The organism is Streptomyces zaehneri (assembly GCF_032248645.1).
GTDB lineage: Bacteria > Actinomycetota > Actinomycetes > Streptomycetales > Streptomycetaceae > Streptomyces > Streptomyces coriariae.
The window spans coordinates 1-18673 of sequence record NZ_JASTTJ010000031.1 but is presented as its reverse complement, the minus strand read 5'-3'; the positions used below and the strand labels follow the sequence as shown (position 1 = coordinate 18673).

The following is an 18673-nucleotide window of genomic DNA, read 5'->3' as shown; positions in this document are numbered from 1 at the left end:
GCGAGAGTCGTCACGCACGGTCACGGGCCGTGTCCCGCTCGCTTGCCGTGCGTGACTTCGGCCGCCCGCCGGGTGGCCAGCAGCAGCGCGATGTCGTCCGCCCGGTCCGCCGCCTGCCGGGCCGTGGCGGTGAGCAGGTCGGCGACGTCCGCGAGGGAACGGCCCGAACGAGCCTCGGCCGTGGGCCCGGCGGTGCCGGTCTCGGCCGGAGGGCGCCCGGCCCCGGCCAGGGCCCGGCGCAGATCCGTGATGCCGTCGTCGATGTCGTGGCCGGGCCGCTCGACCAACCCGTCCGTGTAGAGGGCGAGGATCGCGCCCGGCTCCAGCCGCAGCTCCGTCACCGGGTAGTGGGCGCGCGGGTCCACCCCGAGCACCACGCCGCCGGGCAGTTCCACGACCTCGGTTCGTCCGTCGGGGTGGCGCAGCAGCGGCGGCAGATGCCCGGCGCGGACCGCCCGGGCCAGACCGGTGGCCGGGTCGAGCCGGACGTAGCAGCAGCTGGCGAACTGGCCGGGGTCCAGGTCGATGAGGAGGTGGTTCGTGCCGCCCATGACCTCCTCGGGCGGCCGGTCGCCCAGTGCGAACGCCCGCACCGCGCTGCGCAGCTGTCCCATGGTGGCCGCCGCCTGCACGCCGTGTCCCTGCACGTCCCCGATGACCAGGGCCAGCCCGTCCCCGGCCTCCACGACGTCGTACCAGTCGCCGCCCACGTCCATGCCCTCGGTGCCCGGCAGGTAGCGTCCCGCGGTCTCCACGCGCGCGTGCTGCGACAGCCGCCGGGGGAGCAGGGCCTGCTGGAGCCCTCGGGCGAGGGCGGCCTCGGTGTCGTAGCGCTGCGCCTTCTCCATCGCGTGGGCGATCAGCCCGGCGAGCGCGGTCAGCACCGTGCGTTCCTCGGAGCTGAAGCTGCGCGAGCGGTCGAAGCCGAGGATGCACGAGCCGACCGGGCGGCCCGAGGCGATCAGCGGGAGGAAGGCGCGCGCGCCCTCCGCCGCGTCGAGGTCGATGCCAGGATAGGCGTCCGCCAGCTGCTGCATCGAGTCGAAGAAGAGCGGCCGGCCCGTGGTGAGGGTCTCCACGCCGGGCAGCCGGGTGTCGAGCCCCACCCCTTCGAAGGGGGCCAGGAAGCCTTCGGGGAACCCGGACTCCCACGCCAGGTACAGGTGCCGCTCCTGGAGCAGGTAGATGGCGAGCCGACGGCCGCCGAACGCGGGCAGCAGCTCCTGCATCACCACCGCCGACACCTGGCGGGCGGTCACCGCCTCCGTCAGGGCGATGGCGAGGACGATGGGCCGGTAGAGCGAGGTGGCCGAGGCGGCGGAGCCGGGCGCCGGGGTGTCCGTCTGCGTGGGCTCGGGGGCCGTGTCGTCCGGCACGCGGTTCGCCGGGACCGCCTTGCAGGTGACCAGGTCCGCGCCCGGGTACAGGGACATGCTCAGCCAGTCGCCCTCGTACGGCCGCGGGACGAAGGAGGGGTCGGCCGGGACGGGAAGCCGCACATCGAAGTGCGCGGGCTGCGGCGACAGCAGGGCGCCGCGCAGATGCTCCTCGCACGTCGGCTGGTTCAGCCACGGCACGGCCTCCCACAGCGACCGGCCGACCAGCCGGTCCCGAGGCACGCCCAGGAGGTGCCCGGCGCGCGCGTTGGCGTAGACGACGAGCCCCAGCCGGTCGAGACAGAAGACCCCCTCCGGGAGGAGGTCGGCGGCTCCGTCGGCCAGGGCGCCCGGGCCCGGATCGAGGAGGACGCCGGCGATGGGGCGGGGCAGGGCGGAGGACGCGGCGGGGGGATCACCCGGTCGGGTGGCCACGCCCGTCGCATCCCACAGTTCGAGGAGCCGCAGGCCGCCCTCGGTGGTGCGCACCTGGAGCGGCAGCGGCGGCGGCCGGCCCCGGGCCGTCCGGTGCAGCAGGCCCGGCAGCCGGTGGGCGTCCGTCGGGTCGACGGCCCGGGCCAGGGCCTCCAGCGTGCCCGGGAACTCGTCCGGGGGCAGACCGAGCAGGGTGCGTGCCTGTTCGTCGAGCGTGACGACGTCGGTCGCCGGGTCCCAGGAGAACCGTCCGACGCGCCCCGGGGCCGGTCCGGCGGCCGGTGGCCGCACGCACAGCGGCTCCTCGTCCCAGGTGACGTCCCGGCCGTCCGCCCCCAGCCGCAGCAGGGCCGCTCCGAGGTCGTCCGCCACCGCCGTCAGCCGCTCCCGCTCCGCCTGCACCTCCGCCGCGCCGGCCGCCGCCGGGCGCAGCACGGCCAGCACCCCGAAGGACCGCCCGTCCGCGGCGATGGGCACGTAGAGCGAACCGAACTGGAAGGGCAGGCCCGCCGCGAGCTGCGCGTAGCGGCGCATCATCTCGGTGGCGTTGGCCAGCACCACCGGCACACCCGTCCGGTACACGTCGGCCACCGGGAACGGCCGGTCCATGTGCACCCGCCACCAGGGACGGAACAGCGGACCGGGCAGCCCAGCGAGGACCGCGAGGCGCAGCAGCCGGGACGTGGCCGAGCACAGGTACACGCCACCGGTGTGGCCGTCCGTCGCCCGCAGCGCGTCCGCCACGGCCCCGGTCAGCAGCGCGGGCGGTGGCCCGGACGGCTTCCGCTCGATTCCGGCGCTCCCAGTCATTCGGCCCTACCTCGTCCGTGCGCCGCCGCTTGGGCGACACAGCAAGAATGCGCCACACCTGGCCGGATGTGCATCTGCGCGACCCGGGGAGAACGGTTCCGGGCGGGGTGACCGGCACGCCATGCGCGAGATCCTGGTGAGCGCCTGCTCCTGGACGGACCGGGCACCGGGCTCCAGCGGCTGGTATCCGCGGGGCGGTCAGCCGGCGGTGGTGCGCAGGGTGCTCTTGGCCAGCTCGTACGCCGGGAGCATCGCTTCGTGTTCCGCGGTGTCCATGCCGCCCAGATGCAGGACGACGGGGCCCTCGGGCGTGGTGACGGCGAGCGCGTGCTCCTTCTTCGTCTCCTCGAGGAGTTCGCTCGTGGTGACGTACGCGACCTCGGTACCGGTGATGCCGCCCGCCTTCACCGTGCTGTAGCGCGCCCCGCCGGCCCCCTGCTCGGCGGCCACGAAGTCCTCCAGCACGGCACGCGCGTCGGTGTCGCCCGGCTCACCCGTCCACACCCGCAGGAACCCGATCTTCCCCGCGGGCTTGGCGTCGACCTCGCAGGCCATGGTGACCGGGCCCTGGCGCAGGAAGGCGTCGGCGAGGTCGGCCAGGTCGCCGGTCGCCTTCTCGGCGTCGACGGCCTTCGCCTTCCAGAACTCGGCTATGTCGAAGGTGACGGGCAGTTCGCAGGCGGACCCGGAGGCCCCGATGGACCCGCCGCGCCGCGCGACCTTCGCGGTACTCGTCGCCGACGCCCCCGAGGCGCCGTCCGGATCGGCCTCCTCGGCCGCGCATCCCGTCAGCAGTCCCGTCAACAGCGCCGCCAGCGTCAGCGCCTGCCCCACGTTCCCCATGGTCCCCGCCCCGAAGCGCACTTCTGTGTCTCCTCTCGGCGCCGGCGCGACACCGGCGGAGCACTGTAACCGAGGGGGTCGTGGCTCCCGCCACCGAGATGCGCCGCGGGGGCGGCGGCCGGGAATGTCCCGGCCCCACTCCCTGTCGTGGCGCGTGACCGACATGCACCGATCAGCAGGTGCGAGTCGGTGTGAGAGGAGCTCCCCATGGCCCGCGGTACGGCGCGCCCCGTCATCACCCTCAGGTCCACGGCCGGTACCGGTGTCACCTACGTGACGCGCAAGAACCGTCGCAACGACGCCGACCGGCTGGTCCTGCGCAAGTACGACTCCGTCGCCGGACGGCACGTCTCCTTCCGAGAGGCGCGATGAGGCCGGCGCCTGCCCGGCAGGGCTGAACGGCGCCGACCCGAGACAGCGGTGCGGCCGGGACCCGGAAAGGGACCCGGCCGCTCTGCCGCGCGGCCGTCGCGCGGACGAGTGACGTGCCGTCATATTCACGCTCCGCCGGGAATCCATACAGGCATGAGCAAGACCGCGCTGATCGTCATCGACATGATCAACACCTACGCCCACCCGGACGCCGACCTGCTCCTGCAGTCGGCCGGCAAGGTGGTCCCGGTGGCCGCCGGTCTCCTCGACCGGGCCCGCCGGGCCGGCGAACCCGTCGTCTACGTCAACGACAACTTCGGCCAGTGGCGCTCCCACCACGGCGAACTCCTCCACGAGGCCCTCCGCGGCCCGCACGCAGCACTCGTGGAGCCGCTGGTGCCCGACGCGGACTCGCTCTTCGTCGTCAAGGCACGGCACTCGGTCTTCTTCGAGACCCCGCTGTCCTACCTGCTCCAGCAGGAGGGCATCGACCACCTCGTCCTGTGCGGACAGGTCACCGAGCAGTGCGTCCTGTACTCGGCCCTCGACGCCCACATCCGCCACTTCGACGTGACCGTCCCCCGGGACGCCGTCGCCCACATCCACGCCGATCTCGCGGACGCGGCGCTGGTGATGATGGAGCGCAACATGGGGGCGCGGGTACGCGACAGCGGTGAGCTGTGGACCTGAACGGTTCCGCGCCGCAAGCGGTCTGACGGGCGGTCCGTACGGCGCGCCGCCGCAGCCGCGATCTCCGAGTTCCGGCCCGGGGGAGGCGGAGAGCCGGCGGGTGGCCGTCCCGCGCGGGCCGCGAGCCGCCGCTCCTTCCCTGCTCCCCGCTTCCTCCGCTTCCCCCGTCTGTTCCGTTTTTCGGTTTCCTCCGCTTCCTCCGCTCAGCAAGGGGCACCACACATGGCCGAGTTGACCCGCCGCAGACTCCTGGGCTCGACCGCGGGCGTACTGGGCGCCGCCGCGGCGCTCTCCCTCCTCCCGCCGAGCGTGCAGAAGGCCGTCGCGGCCGGACCGTCCCGCCGTGGCTCGCTGGCCGACGTCGAACACGTCGTCCTGCTGATGCAGGAGAACCGCTCCTTCGACCACTACTTCGGAACCCTGTCCGGCGTGCGCGGTTTCGCCGACCCCGAGGCGCTCACCCTCGACACCGGACGTTCCGTCTTCTACCAGCCCGACGACGAGAACCCCGCGGGCTATCTGCTGCCCTTCCACCTCGACACCCACGCCTCCAGCGCCCAGGCCATCCCGTCCACGAGCCACGCCTGGTCGGTGCAGCACGAGGCGTGGAACGGCGGCCGGATGGACCGCTGGATGTCGGCCCACCGCACGGCCGACGGCGCCAACGCGCCCTACGTCATGGGCTACCACACCCGCGAGGACATCCCGTTCCAGTTCGCCCTCGCCGAGACCTTCACCGTCTGCGACCACTACTTCTGCTCGGTCCTGGGCCCGACCTGGCCGAACCGCCTGATGTGGATGACCGGCACCATCGACCCCGACGGCGCCCGAGGCGGGCCCGTCGTCCGCAACTCCGCCCCGACGCCGTTCAGCTGGACGACCTACGCGGAACGGCTCCAGGCGGCCGGGGTCGACTGGAAGGTGTACCAGCAGGAGGACGACTACGGCTGCAACCTGCTGGAGCAGTTCGACACGTTCCGCAACGCGCGACCGGGCTCCGAGCTGTACGAGCGGGGCGTCCGGCCCCAGCCGGAGGGCACCTTCGAGGACGACGCCCGGGCCGACCGGCTGCCGACCGTGTCCTGGCTGGTGCCGCCGGGGCACCAGTCGGAGCACCCCGACCACCTGCCCGCGGCCGGCGCGGCCTTCGTCGCCTCGAAGCTCGAGGCCATCGCGGACAACCCCGAGGTCTGGCGCAAGACCGCGTTCATCCTCAACTACGACGAGAACGACGGCCTGTTCGACCATGTTCCCCCGCCGACCCCGCCCGTCGGCACGTCCGGCGAGTTCGTCGGCGGGCTGCCGATCGGGGGTGGCTTCAGGGTCCCCGCCATCGTCGTCTCGCCCTGGACCGTGGGCGGCTGGGTGGCCTCGGAGCCCTTCGACCACACCTCGACCCTGCGGTTCCTGGAGAGACTCACGGGGGTCGTGGAGCCCAACATCAGCGACTGGCGGCGCAGCGCCTTCGGGGACCTCACCTCCGCCTTCCGCTTCGCGTCCACGAGCCCGCTCGCGCCGGGGCTGCCCGACGACACGGCGGAGCAGCTGCTGAGGGCGAAGGAGGAGGTCGCCACCCTGCCCAGGCCCACCCTGCCGGGCGCCGAGCAGTCGTTCCCGGTCCAGGAGACGGGCCCCCGGCCGCAGCTCTGACCCGGACGCGCGCCCGTGTCAGCGGTAGACGACCGCGGCGGGCGGGTCTGCGCGCGTAGACAACGGGCTGTCCCGCGGAAGGAAGAAGAGGGCGCAGATGCGCAGCGGTTCCGGCTCCCGGTTCTCCGCCATGTGCACGCCCTGCGGACCCACCGGTTCGACGATGCATCCGCCGGTGGGCGTCACGCACTCGGATCCGTCCGCCAGGGTCCGGGTCAGGACGCCCGCCGTCACCACGGCGACGACCCGGCCCTCGTGGTAGTGCCAGGGCAGCGAGTGGCCCGGCGGGATCTCGTAGTCGGCGACCACGACCCTGGTGTTCTCCGGTGCGGCCAGGGCGAGCCGTTCGGTGAGCAGACCGTCGGCGAGCAGTGTCGGTGCGGGTTGCGCGGTGGGTCCGGCGGTGGGGCGGGCCTCGACGGGCGACGATCGGTTCACGCGGCCGTCGTCCGGGGCGGGCGGGGGCCGGGGTCGCCGGGGCCGGTCGGGCCCGCAGTGCGACGTAACCCGGCCGGGGTCATGTTCCGCTGGTCAGTGCGTTCCACAGCAGTGACGTTAACCCACTTGAGTCACGGATAAGTGACCGGGTGTCATCGAGCGCACCGCCGCCCGCCGCCCACGTGCCTCACTCGGATCTCCCCTGCCGCGCTCCCCGGCCGAGGAGCCGGTGGAAATGTGAGGTGGACGGCTTCTGCGGGAGTGATCCTCGCGGGCCTCCCGTGCGTCCTTCAGGGCGTGAATCGTATGAGACATCATGCGACGAGTGTTTGGGGGAGACCTTGAGCATCCTGCGTCCGGACGTGGAGCGGCCTCGCGAAAGCCGTTCCGGGGACGAGCCGCGCGCCGGCCGTGCCGGGGGTGGGCCGCGCGCCGGCCGTTCCGGGGACGAGCCGCGCGCCGGCCGTTCCGAAGGCGGGCCGCTCGGTGGTGCGCTCGTCCGTATCGCGGGCTTCGTCGGCCGGACACTGCGGGGCGAGTGGTACGGCATCGTCGTCGACCCCCTGCGGCAGTTGCGCCGGCGCGGGCCGGCCGCCCTGCTGCTGGCGTTCGTGGCCTGCGCGGGCGTGATCTTCTTCCACGCCATCGCCCAGCACCCCACGGGCGCGGCGGCGGTGCGGATCCTGGGTGGGGTCCAGGGCGACCTGCCGCTGTGGCTCGCCCTGCTGCGCACGCCGGTCTCCCTGTACGTCCCGGCCCTCGATCTGCCGGTGTGGGCCGGCATCACCCAGCTGTTCCTCGCCTTCGCCCTCGCCGAACTCGCCCTCGGCCGCCGCAGGACCCTGCTGATCGCCTACGCGGCCACCCTGGCCGGCACCCTCACCGTGCGGGTCATGATGGCGGTGGGGCCGGGATGGTGGGGCCTCGGACTGCCGCCCGAGGTCGGACAGGTGCTCGACACCGGCCCGTCCGCGGCGGTCGTAGGGCTGTTCACCTATCTCTCGGTCGTTCGCCACGCGCCCGTCGTGTTCCTCCTCACGGGCGGCTCGATGGTGCTCGAGTCGATCGCCAAGCCCAACCTCGCCGGCCGCGAACACCTCATCGCGGTGGCCGCCGCCGTCGTCCTCGGCCTGTTGCACGAGCGGGGCCGCCACCGACGGCAGACCGCCACGAACGCGCAGGACACGGCGTCCGCCTGAGATCTTGCTATGAATTCGTGGTGCGGTTGAACACTCCTGCGTCCGCTTGCGTATAGGGCCGGGGGATCTCATGCCCATGGCCGCCGACGACGACGCGTAGGAGCACTCCTTGGTACAGAACAGGCGCAGACGCCAGACGGGCGGGCGACGCGCGACTTTCGCGGCGCTGGCGCTCATCATCGGCGGCGGTGGGCTGATGGGGGTGAACGTCTATGCCTCGGCCACCGAAGACGGTTCCGACGGCAACTCGGGACAGGGCGGCAACAGCGCCGTCACCATCGACTGCCCGGACGTCGGCAGCAAGCTGACCGACGTCCCGGAGCAGGCCTCGCCCGAGGTCGCCCGCGAACTCGCCCTGCTGGACGAGCAGATCGCCGAGGCATACCGCCGGCTCCAGGAGTCGGCGGAATCGGTGCGCCAGGACGCGGACTTCGCCGACAACGCGGTCATGAACCCGTTGAAGGAGAAGCGCGGCGCGACGATCCAGCGCATCGCGGAGGCCATCGACCGGGCCGGTGACCGCCCCGAGGGCCTGGAGGACCTCGCGGCCTGCACCCTGCGCGCCAACGACGACCAGGCCGACGAAGGCGCCGACGGCAACGGCGACGAGAACCAGAACGGCGACCAGGTGGGCGGCGACCAGAACGGCGGCGGCGACCAGCAGGGCGACCAGGGTCAGCAGGGCAACGGCGGTCAGGCCGGAAACGGCCCCGTCGCCGCGGACTACGCCGACATCAACGCCGTCCAGCCGACGCGGCAGACCCCGGATCCCAGCTCCGGCCCCTCCCGCGGCACCTTCGCCACCAGCTGCGGGGTGAACGCGAACGGCGTGTTCAACTCCGACAACGTGATCGTCGCCCCGGGTGTCACCAACGGCGCCCACCACTTCCACGACTACGTCGGCAACCAGTCCAACGACGCCTTCGCCTCCGACGACGACCTGGCGAACGCCGACACGAGCTGTGCCGACCAGGGCGACAAGTCCACCTACTACTGGCCCGTGCTGCGCCTGCAGAACGGCAACCAGGAGCAGGACGCGCAGAAGCCCGGCGGTGGCATCGAGGGCAACGCCGGCGAGATCGTCACGCCCAAGGAGGTCACCCTGACCTTCGTCGGCAACCCGCGTGAGAAGGTCACCGCCATGCCCCGGCTGCTCCGGGTCATCACCGGCGACGCCAAGGCCTTCGTCAACGGCACGGCCAACGCCAACGCGTCCTGGAGCTGCACCGGCTTCGAGGACCGGCAGCTGAAGGACAAGTACCCGATCTGCCCCTCCGGCAGCGACGTGGTGCGCACCTTCCGTTTCCAGAGCTGCTGGGACGGCAGCAACATCGACAGCGCCAACCACCGCACCCACGTGGCCTTCGCGTCCGCCGACGGCACCTGCCCGAACGGCTTCAAGGCCGTTCCGCAGCTGGTGCAGCGCATCGTGTACGACGTCGACGCGCCGAGCCTCCAGGACGGCGGCAAGACGACTCCGCTGTTCGCGGTGGACTCCTTCCCGGAGCAGCTGCACAAGCCGGTGACCGACCACGGTGACTTCATCAACGTCTTCGACGAGGACCTGATGGGCGAGATGGTCGACTGCATCAACGACGGCCGCACCTGCGGCGCCGGCAACGGCGGCGGTGACAACGGCGGCGACAACGGTGGCGCCGACAACGGCGGCGGGTCCGACAACGGCGGCAATGGCGACAACGGCGGCGGTGCCGACAACGGCGGTTCCGGCGACGGCGGAAACGCCGACAACGGCAACGGCAACGCCGGCAACGGTTCCGGCGAGGGCACGCAGGAGCCGTCGCAGGCTCCCGAGCAGCCCGCGACCACCGAGCCCGCCGACACCGAGCCCGCCGCGGGCGGCAACGGTGCCGGTGGCGCCTCCGCGACCGCCGCCCCCCGCGTCTACACGAAGCCGTCGCCCAAGGCGGCCACCTCGGCGCCCGCCGCCTCGGGCGGTGAGATCGGCTCCCCGGCGACCGCCGCCCCCGCGGCCACGCCCGAGCAGTCGCAGACCCCGGCCGGCACGGGTGCCGACACCACCGTCCCGGGCGGGACCGAACCCCAGGCGGTCCAGGGCGGCCTTGCCGAGACCGGCGCCAATCTCTGGCCCGCGGCCGCCGGAGGGCTCCTGGTGATCGCCGGCTTCGGCGTTCTGTTCCGCAACGCACGCCGTAAGTACTGAGACGCCGTAAGTACTGAGACGCCGTAGGTACTGAGACGCCGTAAGCACTGAGACTCGGCACCGAGACTCAGCCACCGCACCGAGGGCCCGTCGGACTGCCGACGGGCCCTCGGCGCGACTCAGGGGTTCCCACCCCCCGTACGGGTGCTCACCACATGAGCCGTCGCCGCCGCGCCGGACCGCACGGTATACGTCGTTCGAAGCGCACGACGTTGGGAGACCCATGGAGCACACGACGTCCGGTGACTACTACGACCTCGGCACCCACGGCCGGTCCGTGACGACCTCGTCCGCCGAGGCCCAACTGTGGTTCGACCGCGGACTGGTCTGGTCGTACGCCTTTCACCACGAGGAAGCCGTCGCCTGTTTCGAGGCCGCGGTCCGTGCCGACCCCGACTGCGCCATGGCCCACTGGGGCATCGCCTACGCGCTCGGCCCCAACTACAACAAACCGTGGGAGTTCTTCGACGGCCAGGATCTCGCGCGGACCGTCGCCCGGACGCACGAAGCCGTCGAACTGGCCCACCGCAAGGCCGAGGCCGCCACCCCCGTCGAGCGGGCCCTGATCGGCGCGCTGCGGGCCCGCTATCCGCAGACCCGCCCCGCCGAGGACTGCTCGGTGTGGAACGAGCCCTACGCCGATGCCATGCGGGCCGTCCACGAACTGGCCCCCGACGACCTCGACGTCGCCGCCCTGTACGCCGACGCCCTGATGAACCTCACCCCCTGGCAGTTGTGGGACCTGCGCACCGGCCGGCCCGCCGAGGGCGCCCGGACACCGGAGGCGAAGGCGGTGCTGGACCGCGCACTGGCCGACGGGGCCGCGGCCGGACATCCGGGAGTCCTGCACTTCTACATCCACCTCATGGAGATGTCACCCACTCCCGAGGCCGCCCTCCGGGTAGCCGACCGGCTGCGCGGCCTGGTCCCCGACGCCGGTCACCTCCAGCACATGCCCTCGCACCTCGACGTGCTCTGCGGGGACTACCGGCGCGTCGTCACGGACAACACCGCCGCGATCACCGCCGACGAGAAGTACCGCACGCGCTCCGGCGCGATGAACTTCTACACGCTGTACCGCTCGCACAACTACCACTTCAAGATCTACGGGGCGATGTTCCTGGGCCGGTACCGGACCGCGCTGGAGACCGCGGAACGTCTGGAGGCCTCCATCCCGGAGGAGCTGCTGCGCGTGCAGAGCCCGCCCATGGCCGACTGGCTGGAGGCGTTCCGGGGCATGCGGTTCCATGTGCTGATCCGCTTCGGCCGCTGGCAGGACGTCCTCGACGTGCCGCCGCCGGCCGACCCGGTGCTGCACAGCGTGACCACCGCGATGCGCCACTACGCCCGCGGTGTGGCGCTCTCCGCCACCGGCCGGGTGCCCGAGGCCGAGGCCGAGCGCGTCCTGTTCCGCTCGGCGGCCGACCGGGTGCCGCAGACCCGGATGCTGTTCAACAACACCTGCCGGGACATCCTCGCGATCGCGTCCGCCATGCTCGACGGCGAACTGGAGTACCGCAAGGGCAACCACGACCTCGCCTTCGCCGCCCTGGAGCGGTCCGTCGACCTGGACGACCGCCTCCCCTACGACGAGCCCTGGGGCTGGATGCAGCCCACCCGGCACGCCTACGGCGCCCTGCTGCTGGAGCAGGGGCGGATCGAGGAGGCCGAGGCGGTCTACCGCGCCGACCTCGGACTGGACGACACACTGCCCCGCCCCTCCCAGCACCCCGGCAACGTGTGGTCCCTGCACGGCTACCACGAGTGCCTGGTCCGGCTGGGCAAGGAGGCCGAGGCGCGGATCGTGGCCCAGCAGCTGAAGTTCGCCACCGCCCTGGCCGACGTACCCGTCCGGGCGTCCTGCTTCTGCCGCCTCGACACCGACACGGACACCGGTACCGGGACCTCGGTCACATCCGGGTGCTGCGCCATGGACAATTGATCGAGATCGTCGGCGCGGTCGACGCAACTGAGGGGGCCTCGGAGCATGGCGGGCGCACGATGAACGAGACACGTGGGAAGAAATGGTCGCTGCCGCACATCGGCCCGGCGCAGCGGGACGCCGTAGCCCGCGCGCGGGGCTGGGCGCGGCTCGCCCTGCTGCTGGTCGCCGCCTGTGTCGCGGTGGTGATGGCGGGCGCGGGATCCGGCGGCTGGCTGGTCCTGTTCATCGGGTTCGTCCTCCTCGCGCTGGCGGGGGCGGGCGTCTGGTGGATGCTGGCGCACCGGGGCGGCGCCCGGCTGCTCGGCGGTCTGGTGGCCGTCACCGCGCCGGTGGGCGTCGTGGTGCTGTACGCCCTGTCCGGCCTGTGGCCGGTGGCGGTGGGCGCGCTCGCGCTGTGGGCGGGGGCCCTGGGCTCGGCGCGGGCCTCGCTGCGCAGCGTGCGCCGTCCCAAGGGCATGCACGGCCGGAAGACCCCGCCGCCGCGCCGGCCGGTCCTGATCATGAACGTGCGCTCGGGCGGCGGCAAGGTCGTCAAGCACGGCCTCGTCGAGCGCGCCGAGGCGCTCGGCGCCCGGGTGGTCGTGCTCGGCGCCGACGACATCTACACCGATCCGGAGGCAGAGGCCCGGCAGGCCGTCGCCGAGGGCGCGGACCTGCTCGGTGTCGCGGGCGGTGACGGCACCCAGGCACTGGTCGCGGCCGTCGCCGCCGAACACGACGTGCCCTTCCTGGTGATCGCCGCCGGCACCCGCAACCACTTCGCCATGGACCTCGGCCTCGACCGCACCGACCCCACACGCAGCCTCGACGCCCTCACCAACGGCGTCGAACTCCGTGTGGACCTCGGCGACGTCGGCGGGCGGGCCTTCGTCAACACCGTCTCCTTCGGGGCGTACGCGGAGATAGTGCAGAGCCCCGACTACCGCGACGCCAAGGCCGCCACCGCACTCGACCATCTGCCCGACCTGCTCCAGGGCGAGGCCGGCCCGACCCTGGACGTCCAGACGGACGACACCCATGTGCACGCGCCGCAGGCTCTGCTGGTCAGCAACAACGCCTACGCCCGCGCCGACCCGCTCGGCGGCGGGCGCCGGCCCCGGCTGGACGCCGGACTGCTGGGGGTGATCGGCGTCCGGGTGGAGGGCGCGGCCCAGGCCGCCGAACTCGCGCTGCTCGGCGAGCGCGCGGGCAGCATCACCTCGGTGACGTCCCGGCGCGTCGTCGTCGGGGCGGACCGCGAGCGTATCGCGGTGGCCGTCGACGGCGAGGCGCTCGAACTGGCCACCCCCGTCGTGTGCACGGTACGGCCCTCCGTGCTGCGGGTCCGGGTGCCCCGGCACCGCCCCGGCGCGGCCTACGCGCCCCCCACGGTCGACTGGCGGCGCATCGTCCGCCTCGCGCTCGGCCATACCGACTCTCGTACGATCAAGGAGGCCTACGATGTCTGACCGCCTGCCGAAGCTCCCGAGTTCGCATCTGGTCCGTGACCTCGCGACCATGGACCAGGCCCTGTACGAGACGGTCACGGTGACCAGAACACCCACCCTGGACAGCGCGCTGCGCCGGCTGTCCGCGGCCGCCGACCACTCCAAGCTGTCCTTCGGCGTCGCCGCCGGGCTCGCCCTGTGCGGCCGCCGCCCGCGCCGTGCCGCCGTGCTCGGGGTCGCGGCGATCGGGGTCGCCTCGGCCACCGCCAACCTGCTCGGCAAGAAGCTCGTACGCCGGCCGCGACCGCACCGCGCCGAGGACTCGCCGTTCCCGGGGCGGCACGTGCCGATGCCGCAGTCGGCGTCCTTCCCGTCCGGGCACACCGCCTCGGCCGTCGCCTTCGCGGCCGCGGTCGGCCCGACCCTGCCGCTCTCCGCGGTGCCGCTGGGCCTGCTCGCCTGCGCGGTCGGCTACTCGCGGGTCCACACCGGCGTGCACTACCCGGGCGACGTCGTGGCCGGAGCGCTGCTGGGCACGGGCTCGGCGGCGCTGGTCCTGGCGCTCACCGCCCGTAGCGGCGCCTGAGAGAGCCGGGAGGCCCGAGCCGGCCTACTCCCTGCCGCAGTGCAGGAAGAGGTGGGGTTCCGGCACGGCCTCGGGATGGTCGGGGGTGAACAGCACGTTCTCCTCGGCCAGCACGGTCAGGCCGGCCCCGGTGACCACGTCGACGAGGGCCTCGCCGGCGAAGCTGGTCACCCGCACGGGCTGCCCCATGAACACGGCGTCGACACCCGCCACGTCCAGCGGCACGGTGGCGAGCGCGAGGCTGCCTCCCGGCCGGAGCGCCCGAGTCAGCCGGCCGATCAGCTCGGACTGCTGCGGCCGGTCCAGCTGAAGCAGCGAGAAGTACACGCAGACCGCGTCCAACGAGCTTTCTTCCAAAGGAAGTTCACGTACGTCGAGGCACCGGAACTCCGCCTCGGGCACCTGCCGGGCGGCCAGCTCCACCATCACGGGGGAGACGTCGACGCCGAGCACGTGGTGGCCCGCCCGGGCGAGGGTCTCGGCCGTCGGGCGCCCCGTCCCGCTGCCCACGTCCAGCACCCGACCGCCCGGGGCGAGCCGCCCCAGCAGCCACTCCAGGGATCTGTGGTGCGCCTCCGAGTGCGCGAACGCCTTCTCGTACACGGGCCCCAGCGCGTCGAACACCCGCGCCGCACGCTGCCCGCCGTCCTCGCCGACCAAGCCGGTTCCCTTCGTGGTGGTGTGTGAGTCCCGCGCCGCCATGGTGCACCGGTCAGGGCCTCGCGTTCCGGGAAACGGCCTGAATCGTATTTTCCACTACCGTAAGTAACATGATCCAATCCTCTTGACGCGGGCCCTACTGGTGAGTAGCCAGGCCCCCGGGTAACCGTCGCTTCGTTCGGAGGACCCCCATGCCCTCGCTTGAGGACGCTCTGCAAGAGTCCCGCACCGCCTATGAGGAGCACGTACGCACCTGTCGTCAGTGCCATTTCGACATGTCGCCCTGCGCCGTCTCGAAACACCTCCTGCGGGCCTACAACAACGCCAGGCGGGCTCAGGCACGCCCGAACTCCGCGATGCGCTGAGGGCGGATCGGCTCACTTCGCCGACCCCGGCACGGTCACCGTCGGTTCCCGGGTCCGGTATCCGCCGGCCTCGTCCTCGAACGACACCCGCGGCCGGCCGGTCATCCGCAGGCCGTCCGGTGCGAAGAGCCGGCTGAGCAGGACGTCCGCCTCCAGGACGGCGACGGCGGCGCCCGGACAGCGGTGGGCGCCGTCGCCGAAGGCGAGCTCCGCCGGCCGTCCCCGCGATGCCCCGTTACGGCCACGTACGCGCCGGCGGACAGGCGACGGTGGGCACGCGGCGGCGGGACGCACACCGGCAGGCGCGCACCGGAGGGCGCACGCCCCCTTGCCCGGCGGGGCCTGCCGGACCTCAGGAGGGTCGGACGGCGCCGCGCAGGGCGCCCTCCCCGAACGGCAGGATCGCCTCCTCGCGGATGAACGTGCCCGGACCCGGGGCGTGGATCATCATGCCGTTGCCCGTGCACAGGCCGGTGTGGCTGAGGTCGTCGAAGAAGAAGACGAGGTCGCCGGGGCGCAGTTCGGCCAGGCTGATCCGGGTGAAGGCCTTCGCCTGGTCGATGGCGGAGCGCGGCAGCGTCACCCCGGCGGCCCGCCACGCGGCCTGCGTGAGGCTGGAACAGTCGTAGGACTCCGGTCCCGTCGCCCCCCACAGGCACGGTCGGCCGATCTGTGCCCGGGCGAAGGCGAGGGCCTTGTCCGCCTTCCCCAGGTATGCCGTCCCGGTGGTGCTGACCGTGACATCGGTGGGGGCGGCGGCCGGGGGGAGGGCCTCGGGGAGCGGGGCGGCGGGGGCCGCGAGACCGGCCGAGGCCGGATAACCGCTACCGGCGGTCAGTACGTCCGCCGCGGGGGCCTGGTGGCTCGGCATGGGCGCGGAGGGTGCGAGGCCGGCCGCCACGTAGCCGGAAGCCGGTACGGAGAGCGGAAGTTCGGACGTCGCGTAGCCCGACGGCGGTGTCGTGTAGGCGAGTTCCGGCGTCGGGTAGCCGGGCGCGGGTGCGGCCGGGGCGGCAACGCCGGCGGCCAGGAAGCCGGACTCCGGTGCGGGCAGGCCGAGTTCGGACATCGGATAGCCAGGCGGTGCCGCGGTGACGCCGATGTCCGAGGTCAGGTGGCCCGGTGTGGCTGCGGGGAAGGCGGTTTCGGGTGTCGTGAAGCCCGACGCCGGTGCGGCGAAGCCGAGTTCACCGGTCGGGAGAAACCCGTCCGCGCCGATCGGCGACGCCGGGCCGGGAGCGGTGACGGGTGGCCGTCCCGCCCACGCGGCGGTGATCTCCGCGCGGAACGCCTGCTGCTCCGCGGTGTCCCAGGGCTGCTGCACCGGCTGCGCCTCGGGCGGCTGCGTCCCGATCGTGGGCAGGACGGACGTGGCCTGGGAAGAGGCGGCCGGCGCGGACGCGGGCAGGGCGGGTGCGGGGGCGGCCGGCGCGGGCAGGGCCGGCGTGGGCTGGGCGAGAGCTCGCGTCAGCACCTCCCGGGCCGTGGCGAGCTTCCGCCCGATCTGCTCCTTGGTGTTCTTGAGCGAGGCCTGCCGGTCCGTGGGAGCGGAGGCGGGGGAGCCGGCCTGGGTGGGGACGGCGGGCAGCAGGGCCCTGGGCTCCTGGCGCGGCTCGGGTGCCGCGGGGAGGGCGGCGGCGGGCCGCGCGGTCAGTTCCGGGACGCGCCGGGTGGCCGCTTCCAACTCCCGTACGACGGAGCTGTCTGCGGGCCGCTCCGGGGGTCTTGCCGGGCGCGCGGCCCGGGCCGGAGGGGCGGGCCGGCGGTCGGCCGGCAGTACGGCGGGCGCGACCGGCCCGACCTTGCCGCGGGCCACGTCGAACCACTGCCTGGCCACCGCTTCGAGTGACGGATCCGTCGACCCGCGACCGCTGTTGGCGACGGACGTGACCCTCCCGCGGGTCCTGCTCGACTGGGCACGCGTGATGTTGTAGCTGCCCGTGTCGCTCTCGGCCCGGTCGTAGAGCGAGCTGACCCGCTCCTGGATCTCCGCCCGACTCGGCTCGTCGGTGTTGCCGCCTGGGGAGCGCGGGCTGCGATCCGTCGCCATGGAAGACGTACTCCTTCCGTCCTCCGCCTGCCGTTCGGCGGCGGAATCCGGGCGACCCTTGTTGCCAGGTGCCCCCAAGCCCCCTGCCCTGACGGGCAGTCGTACGGCCTGGGCGTCAACTTAGCCAACTTGTGTGGCTGGCGTGAAGATTGAAGCGCCAAATGTCCGATACGTATTCGTGACCTTCGTCTCTCGTGGCCGCCCGGAGGTTTGCTCGCTGTACGGACCGTCGCGGACCGGTCACGAACGGGGTTCGGCCGCCTCGGCCGCCTCGGCCTCCGGGCGCGGGCCGCGCCCCGCGTCGTCCTGGGCCAGCAGGGAGAGCAGGGCCGCCACGCTCAGTCCCGCCTCGGCGGGATGGCGCAGTACCTTGTCGGGCTCGACCCGGTAGGTGTTGCTCCGCCCTTCCCTCGTGTGGGACAGGTAGCCGTCCTGCTCCAGGTCCGCGATGATCTTCTGGACCGCCCGTTCGGTGAGCCGGCAGTGTGCGGCGAGATCCCGGATGCGGGCGCTGTGGTTGTCGGCGATGGCCGCCAGCACGCGGGCGTGGTTGGTGAGAAACGTCCATCCGTTGTGTGACTCGGGCACTCCATCCATGGGGCGATTGTACGGCTGGGCATTCACGTATTCAAAGGCCGGAACTTTGTTTCGTGTATCTGTTGACGTCTGACGGCCTGCGGGTGAATCTGGAGGTGACCAGTGGACTGACCGGGGAGGCGGTCATGTCGGAACCAGCTCGTGGTGCGCACACCGCAGGCGGCGAAGCCTGCATCGGCGCGGAGGTGAACGGTGCGCGTCCCGTTCGCCGGGCTCCCGCGCCCCGGATCGGTGTCCGTCCCGACGGCGACCGTGTCGTCGTGGCGGTACGGGGCGAACTCGACCTCGACTCGGCCGAGCAGCTGGCACACACCCTGCGTGCGGCGCTCGGTGCCGCGGTGGGCGGGGTGGACCTGGAACTCGGCGGGGTCGAGTTCTGTGACTGCTCCGCGCTGAACGTGCTGATCGGCCTGCACGAGCAGAGCCTGAAGCAGGGGAAGACGGTCGCCCTGCGTACGGTCGGCCCCGCGGTCGAGCGGCTGCTCACCCTCACCGGCACCAGGATGCTGTTCGACGCCCCCGACCCTCATGCCCCCGGCGGCGCGGGGGCCGGCGGCGGGGTCCGCGACGGGGCGGCGGGCCGTGGTGACGCGCAGGCCGCAGGCCGGGACGACAGGCTCCCGGAGGACAGCGCCCCGGGCGCCGAAGCCCTGGAGGATCTGCGCGTCGAGGTCGTCCAGCTGCGGCGCGCCATGCAGACCCGTCCGGTGATCGACCTGGCCCGCGGCATCCTCATGGCGTCCTTCGGGCTGAGCGTCGAGGAGGCCTGGCGTGTTCTGGTCCTGGCCTCCCAGAACACCAACACCAAGCTCTGTCACCTCGCCCGCGGCCTGGTCGCCGCCGTACTGGGCGAACCGCCCGCGGACGCCGTGCAGGAGCAGGTGGCCGCGGCGGTGTCCAAGATCAGGTCGGAGGCCGCCACGGCCTGACCGGACGACGCGACCGGGCGGGCCGACCATGTCTCCCGGGGTCTCCCGGCGTCTCCCGGGGTCTCCCGTGGTTTCCCGGGCGCGCCGGGCCCCACGGGGACCGGCGCGCCCCCCCGCCC

General features: G+C 73.1%; 16 protein-coding genes. 9 read left to right on the top strand and 7 right to left on the bottom strand.

Going from position 1 to position 18673, the window contains the following annotated elements; translation table 11 throughout:
- Nucleotides 1-20 precede the first annotated feature (20 nt).
- Both QQM72_RS36070 and QQM72_RS36065 read right to left on the bottom strand, forming a co-directional pair.
- A complete protein-coding gene (locus QQM72_RS36070; protein WP_314225008.1) occupies nucleotides 21-2621 on the bottom strand; it encodes a GAF domain-containing SpoIIE family protein phosphatase in 2601 nt (866 codons plus the stop codon).
- 198 nt (nucleotides 2622-2819) lie between these two features.
- Nucleotides 2820-3464 carry a lipoprotein gene (locus QQM72_RS36065; protein WP_314225064.1) on the bottom strand — a complete coding sequence of 215 codons (645 nt, stop codon included), beginning with the start codon at nucleotides 3462-3464 and terminating at the stop codon, nucleotides 2820-2822.
- Between the two features lie 207 nt (nucleotides 3465-3671).
- Here QQM72_RS36065 and rpmG point away from each other — a divergent pair, with 207 nt between their 5' ends.
- The 3 genes from rpmG to QQM72_RS36050 all read left to right on the top strand — a co-directional run bounded on the left by rpmG (nucleotide 3672) and on the right by QQM72_RS36050 (nucleotide 6176).
- The gene (gene rpmG, locus QQM72_RS36060; protein WP_314225007.1) at nucleotides 3672-3836 is read left to right on the top strand and encodes a 50S ribosomal protein L33; all 165 of its coding nucleotides are present in this window, start codon (nucleotides 3672-3674) and stop codon (nucleotides 3834-3836) included.
- 153 nt (nucleotides 3837-3989) lie between these two features.
- Nucleotides 3990-4526: an isochorismatase family cysteine hydrolase gene (locus QQM72_RS36055; RefSeq protein ID WP_314225006.1), complete on the top strand. Its 537-nt coding sequence runs from the start codon at nucleotides 3990-3992 to the stop codon at nucleotides 4524-4526.
- 222 nt (nucleotides 4527-4748) lie between these two features.
- The gene (locus QQM72_RS36050) at nucleotides 4749-6176 is read left to right on the top strand and encodes an alkaline phosphatase family protein (RefSeq protein WP_314225005.1); all 1428 of its coding nucleotides are present in this window, start codon (nucleotides 4749-4751) and stop codon (nucleotides 6174-6176) included.
- An 18-nt stretch (nucleotides 6177-6194) separates the two neighbouring features.
- Here the strand turns inward: QQM72_RS36050 and QQM72_RS36045 are convergent, their stop codons facing one another.
- Complete coding sequence (locus tag QQM72_RS36045; protein WP_314225004.1) at nucleotides 6195-6614, bottom strand: cupin domain-containing protein; 420 nt, start codon at nucleotides 6612-6614, stop codon at nucleotides 6195-6197.
- Nucleotides 6615-7117: 503 nt separating this feature from the next.
- On the opposite strand from QQM72_RS36045, the gene QQM72_RS36040 reads away from it, so the two are divergent.
- The 5 genes from QQM72_RS36040 to QQM72_RS36020 all read left to right on the top strand — a co-directional run bounded on the left by QQM72_RS36040 (nucleotide 7118) and on the right by QQM72_RS36020 (nucleotide 13953).
- Nucleotides 7118-7813 carry a hypothetical protein gene (locus QQM72_RS36040; RefSeq protein ID WP_314225063.1) on the top strand — a complete coding sequence of 232 codons (696 nt, stop codon included), beginning with the start codon at nucleotides 7118-7120 and terminating at the stop codon, nucleotides 7811-7813.
- Nucleotides 7814-8009: 196 nt separating this feature from the next.
- Complete coding sequence (locus QQM72_RS36035) at nucleotides 8010-9995, top strand: DUF1996 domain-containing protein (protein WP_314225062.1); 1986 nt, start codon at nucleotides 8010-8012, stop codon at nucleotides 9993-9995.
- Between the two features lie 223 nt (nucleotides 9996-10218).
- Entirely contained in the window at nucleotides 10219-11937 is a 1719-nt protein-coding gene (locus QQM72_RS36030; RefSeq protein ID WP_314225003.1) for a tetratricopeptide repeat protein, read from the top strand.
- A gap of 59 nt (nucleotides 11938-11996) precedes the next feature.
- On the top strand, nucleotides 11997-13388 hold the full coding sequence (locus QQM72_RS36025; RefSeq protein WP_314225002.1) for a diacylglycerol/lipid kinase family protein: 1392 nt from the start codon (nucleotides 11997-11999) through the stop codon (nucleotides 13386-13388).
- Complete coding sequence (locus QQM72_RS36020) at nucleotides 13381-13953, top strand: phosphatase PAP2 family protein (RefSeq protein WP_314225001.1); 573 nt, start codon at nucleotides 13381-13383, stop codon at nucleotides 13951-13953. The genes QQM72_RS36025 and QQM72_RS36020 overlap by 8 nt, the downstream gene beginning before the upstream one ends.
- Before the next feature lie 24 nt (nucleotides 13954-13977).
- Here QQM72_RS36020 and QQM72_RS36015 read toward each other — a convergent pair whose 3' ends face one another.
- The 4 genes from QQM72_RS36015 to QQM72_RS36000 all read right to left on the bottom strand — a co-directional run bounded on the left by QQM72_RS36015 (nucleotide 13978) and on the right by QQM72_RS36000 (nucleotide 17625).
- Nucleotides 13978-14655: a class I SAM-dependent methyltransferase gene (locus tag QQM72_RS36015; RefSeq protein WP_314225000.1), complete on the bottom strand. Its 678-nt coding sequence runs from the start codon at nucleotides 14653-14655 to the stop codon at nucleotides 13978-13980.
- Nucleotides 14656-14990: 335 nt separating this feature from the next.
- Nucleotides 14991-15272 carry a hypothetical protein gene (locus tag QQM72_RS36010; RefSeq protein ID WP_314224999.1) on the bottom strand — a complete coding sequence of 94 codons (282 nt, stop codon included), beginning with the start codon at nucleotides 15270-15272 and terminating at the stop codon, nucleotides 14991-14993.
- Nucleotides 15273-15330: 58 nt separating this feature from the next.
- The gene (locus QQM72_RS40990) at nucleotides 15331-17028 is read right to left on the bottom strand and encodes an NlpC/P60 family protein (protein ID WP_399079891.1); all 1698 of its coding nucleotides are present in this window, start codon (nucleotides 17026-17028) and stop codon (nucleotides 15331-15333) included.
- 240 nt (nucleotides 17029-17268) lie between these two features.
- Entirely contained in the window at nucleotides 17269-17625 is a 357-nt protein-coding gene (locus tag QQM72_RS36000) for a helix-turn-helix transcriptional regulator (protein ID WP_314224998.1), read from the bottom strand.
- A gap of 125 nt (nucleotides 17626-17750) precedes the next feature.
- Between QQM72_RS36000 and QQM72_RS35995 the strand changes: the two genes are divergently transcribed.
- Nucleotides 17751-18554: an anti-sigma factor antagonist gene (locus QQM72_RS35995; RefSeq protein ID WP_314224997.1), complete on the top strand. Its 804-nt coding sequence runs from the start codon at nucleotides 17751-17753 to the stop codon at nucleotides 18552-18554.
- Nucleotides 18555-18673: the final 119 nt, after the last annotated feature.

What these genes read in the sequence shown, in the direction of transcription:
- rpmG (WP_314225007.1), top strand. Translation starts at nt 3,672, where the DNA reads ATGGCCCGCGGTACGGCGCGCCCCGTCATCACCCTCAGGTCCACGGCC.
- QQM72_RS36025 (WP_314225002.1), top strand. Translation starts at nt 11,997, where the DNA reads ATGAACGAGACACGTGGGAAGAAATGGTCGCTGCCGCACATCGGCCCG.
- QQM72_RS40990 (WP_399079891.1), bottom strand. Translation starts at nt 17,028, where the DNA reads ATGGCGACGGATCGCAGCCCGCGCTCCCCAGGCGGCAACACCGACGAG.
- QQM72_RS36070 (WP_314225008.1), bottom strand. Translation starts at nt 2,621, where the DNA reads ATGACTGGGAGCGCCGGAATCGAGCGGAAGCCGTCCGGGCCACCGCCC.
- QQM72_RS36035 (WP_314225062.1), top strand. Translation starts at nt 8,010, where the DNA reads ATGGGGGTGAACGTCTATGCCTCGGCCACCGAAGACGGTTCCGACGGC.
- QQM72_RS36020 (WP_314225001.1), top strand. Translation starts at nt 13,381, where the DNA reads ATGTCTGACCGCCTGCCGAAGCTCCCGAGTTCGCATCTGGTCCGTGAC.
- QQM72_RS36000 (WP_314224998.1), bottom strand. Translation starts at nt 17,625, where the DNA reads ATGGATGGAGTGCCCGAGTCACACAACGGATGGACGTTTCTCACCAAC.
- QQM72_RS36015 (WP_314225000.1), bottom strand. Translation starts at nt 14,655, where the DNA reads ATGGCGGCGCGGGACTCACACACCACCACGAAGGGAACCGGCTTGGTC.
- QQM72_RS35995 (WP_314224997.1), top strand. Translation starts at nt 17,751, where the DNA reads ATGTCGGAACCAGCTCGTGGTGCGCACACCGCAGGCGGCGAAGCCTGC.
- QQM72_RS36050 (WP_314225005.1), top strand. Translation starts at nt 4,749, where the DNA reads ATGGCCGAGTTGACCCGCCGCAGACTCCTGGGCTCGACCGCGGGCGTA.
- QQM72_RS36055 (WP_314225006.1), top strand. Translation starts at nt 3,990, where the DNA reads ATGAGCAAGACCGCGCTGATCGTCATCGACATGATCAACACCTACGCC.
- QQM72_RS36065 (WP_314225064.1), bottom strand. Translation starts at nt 3,464, where the DNA reads ATGGGGAACGTGGGGCAGGCGCTGACGCTGGCGGCGCTGTTGACGGGA.
- QQM72_RS36030 (WP_314225003.1), top strand. Translation starts at nt 10,219, where the DNA reads ATGGAGCACACGACGTCCGGTGACTACTACGACCTCGGCACCCACGGC.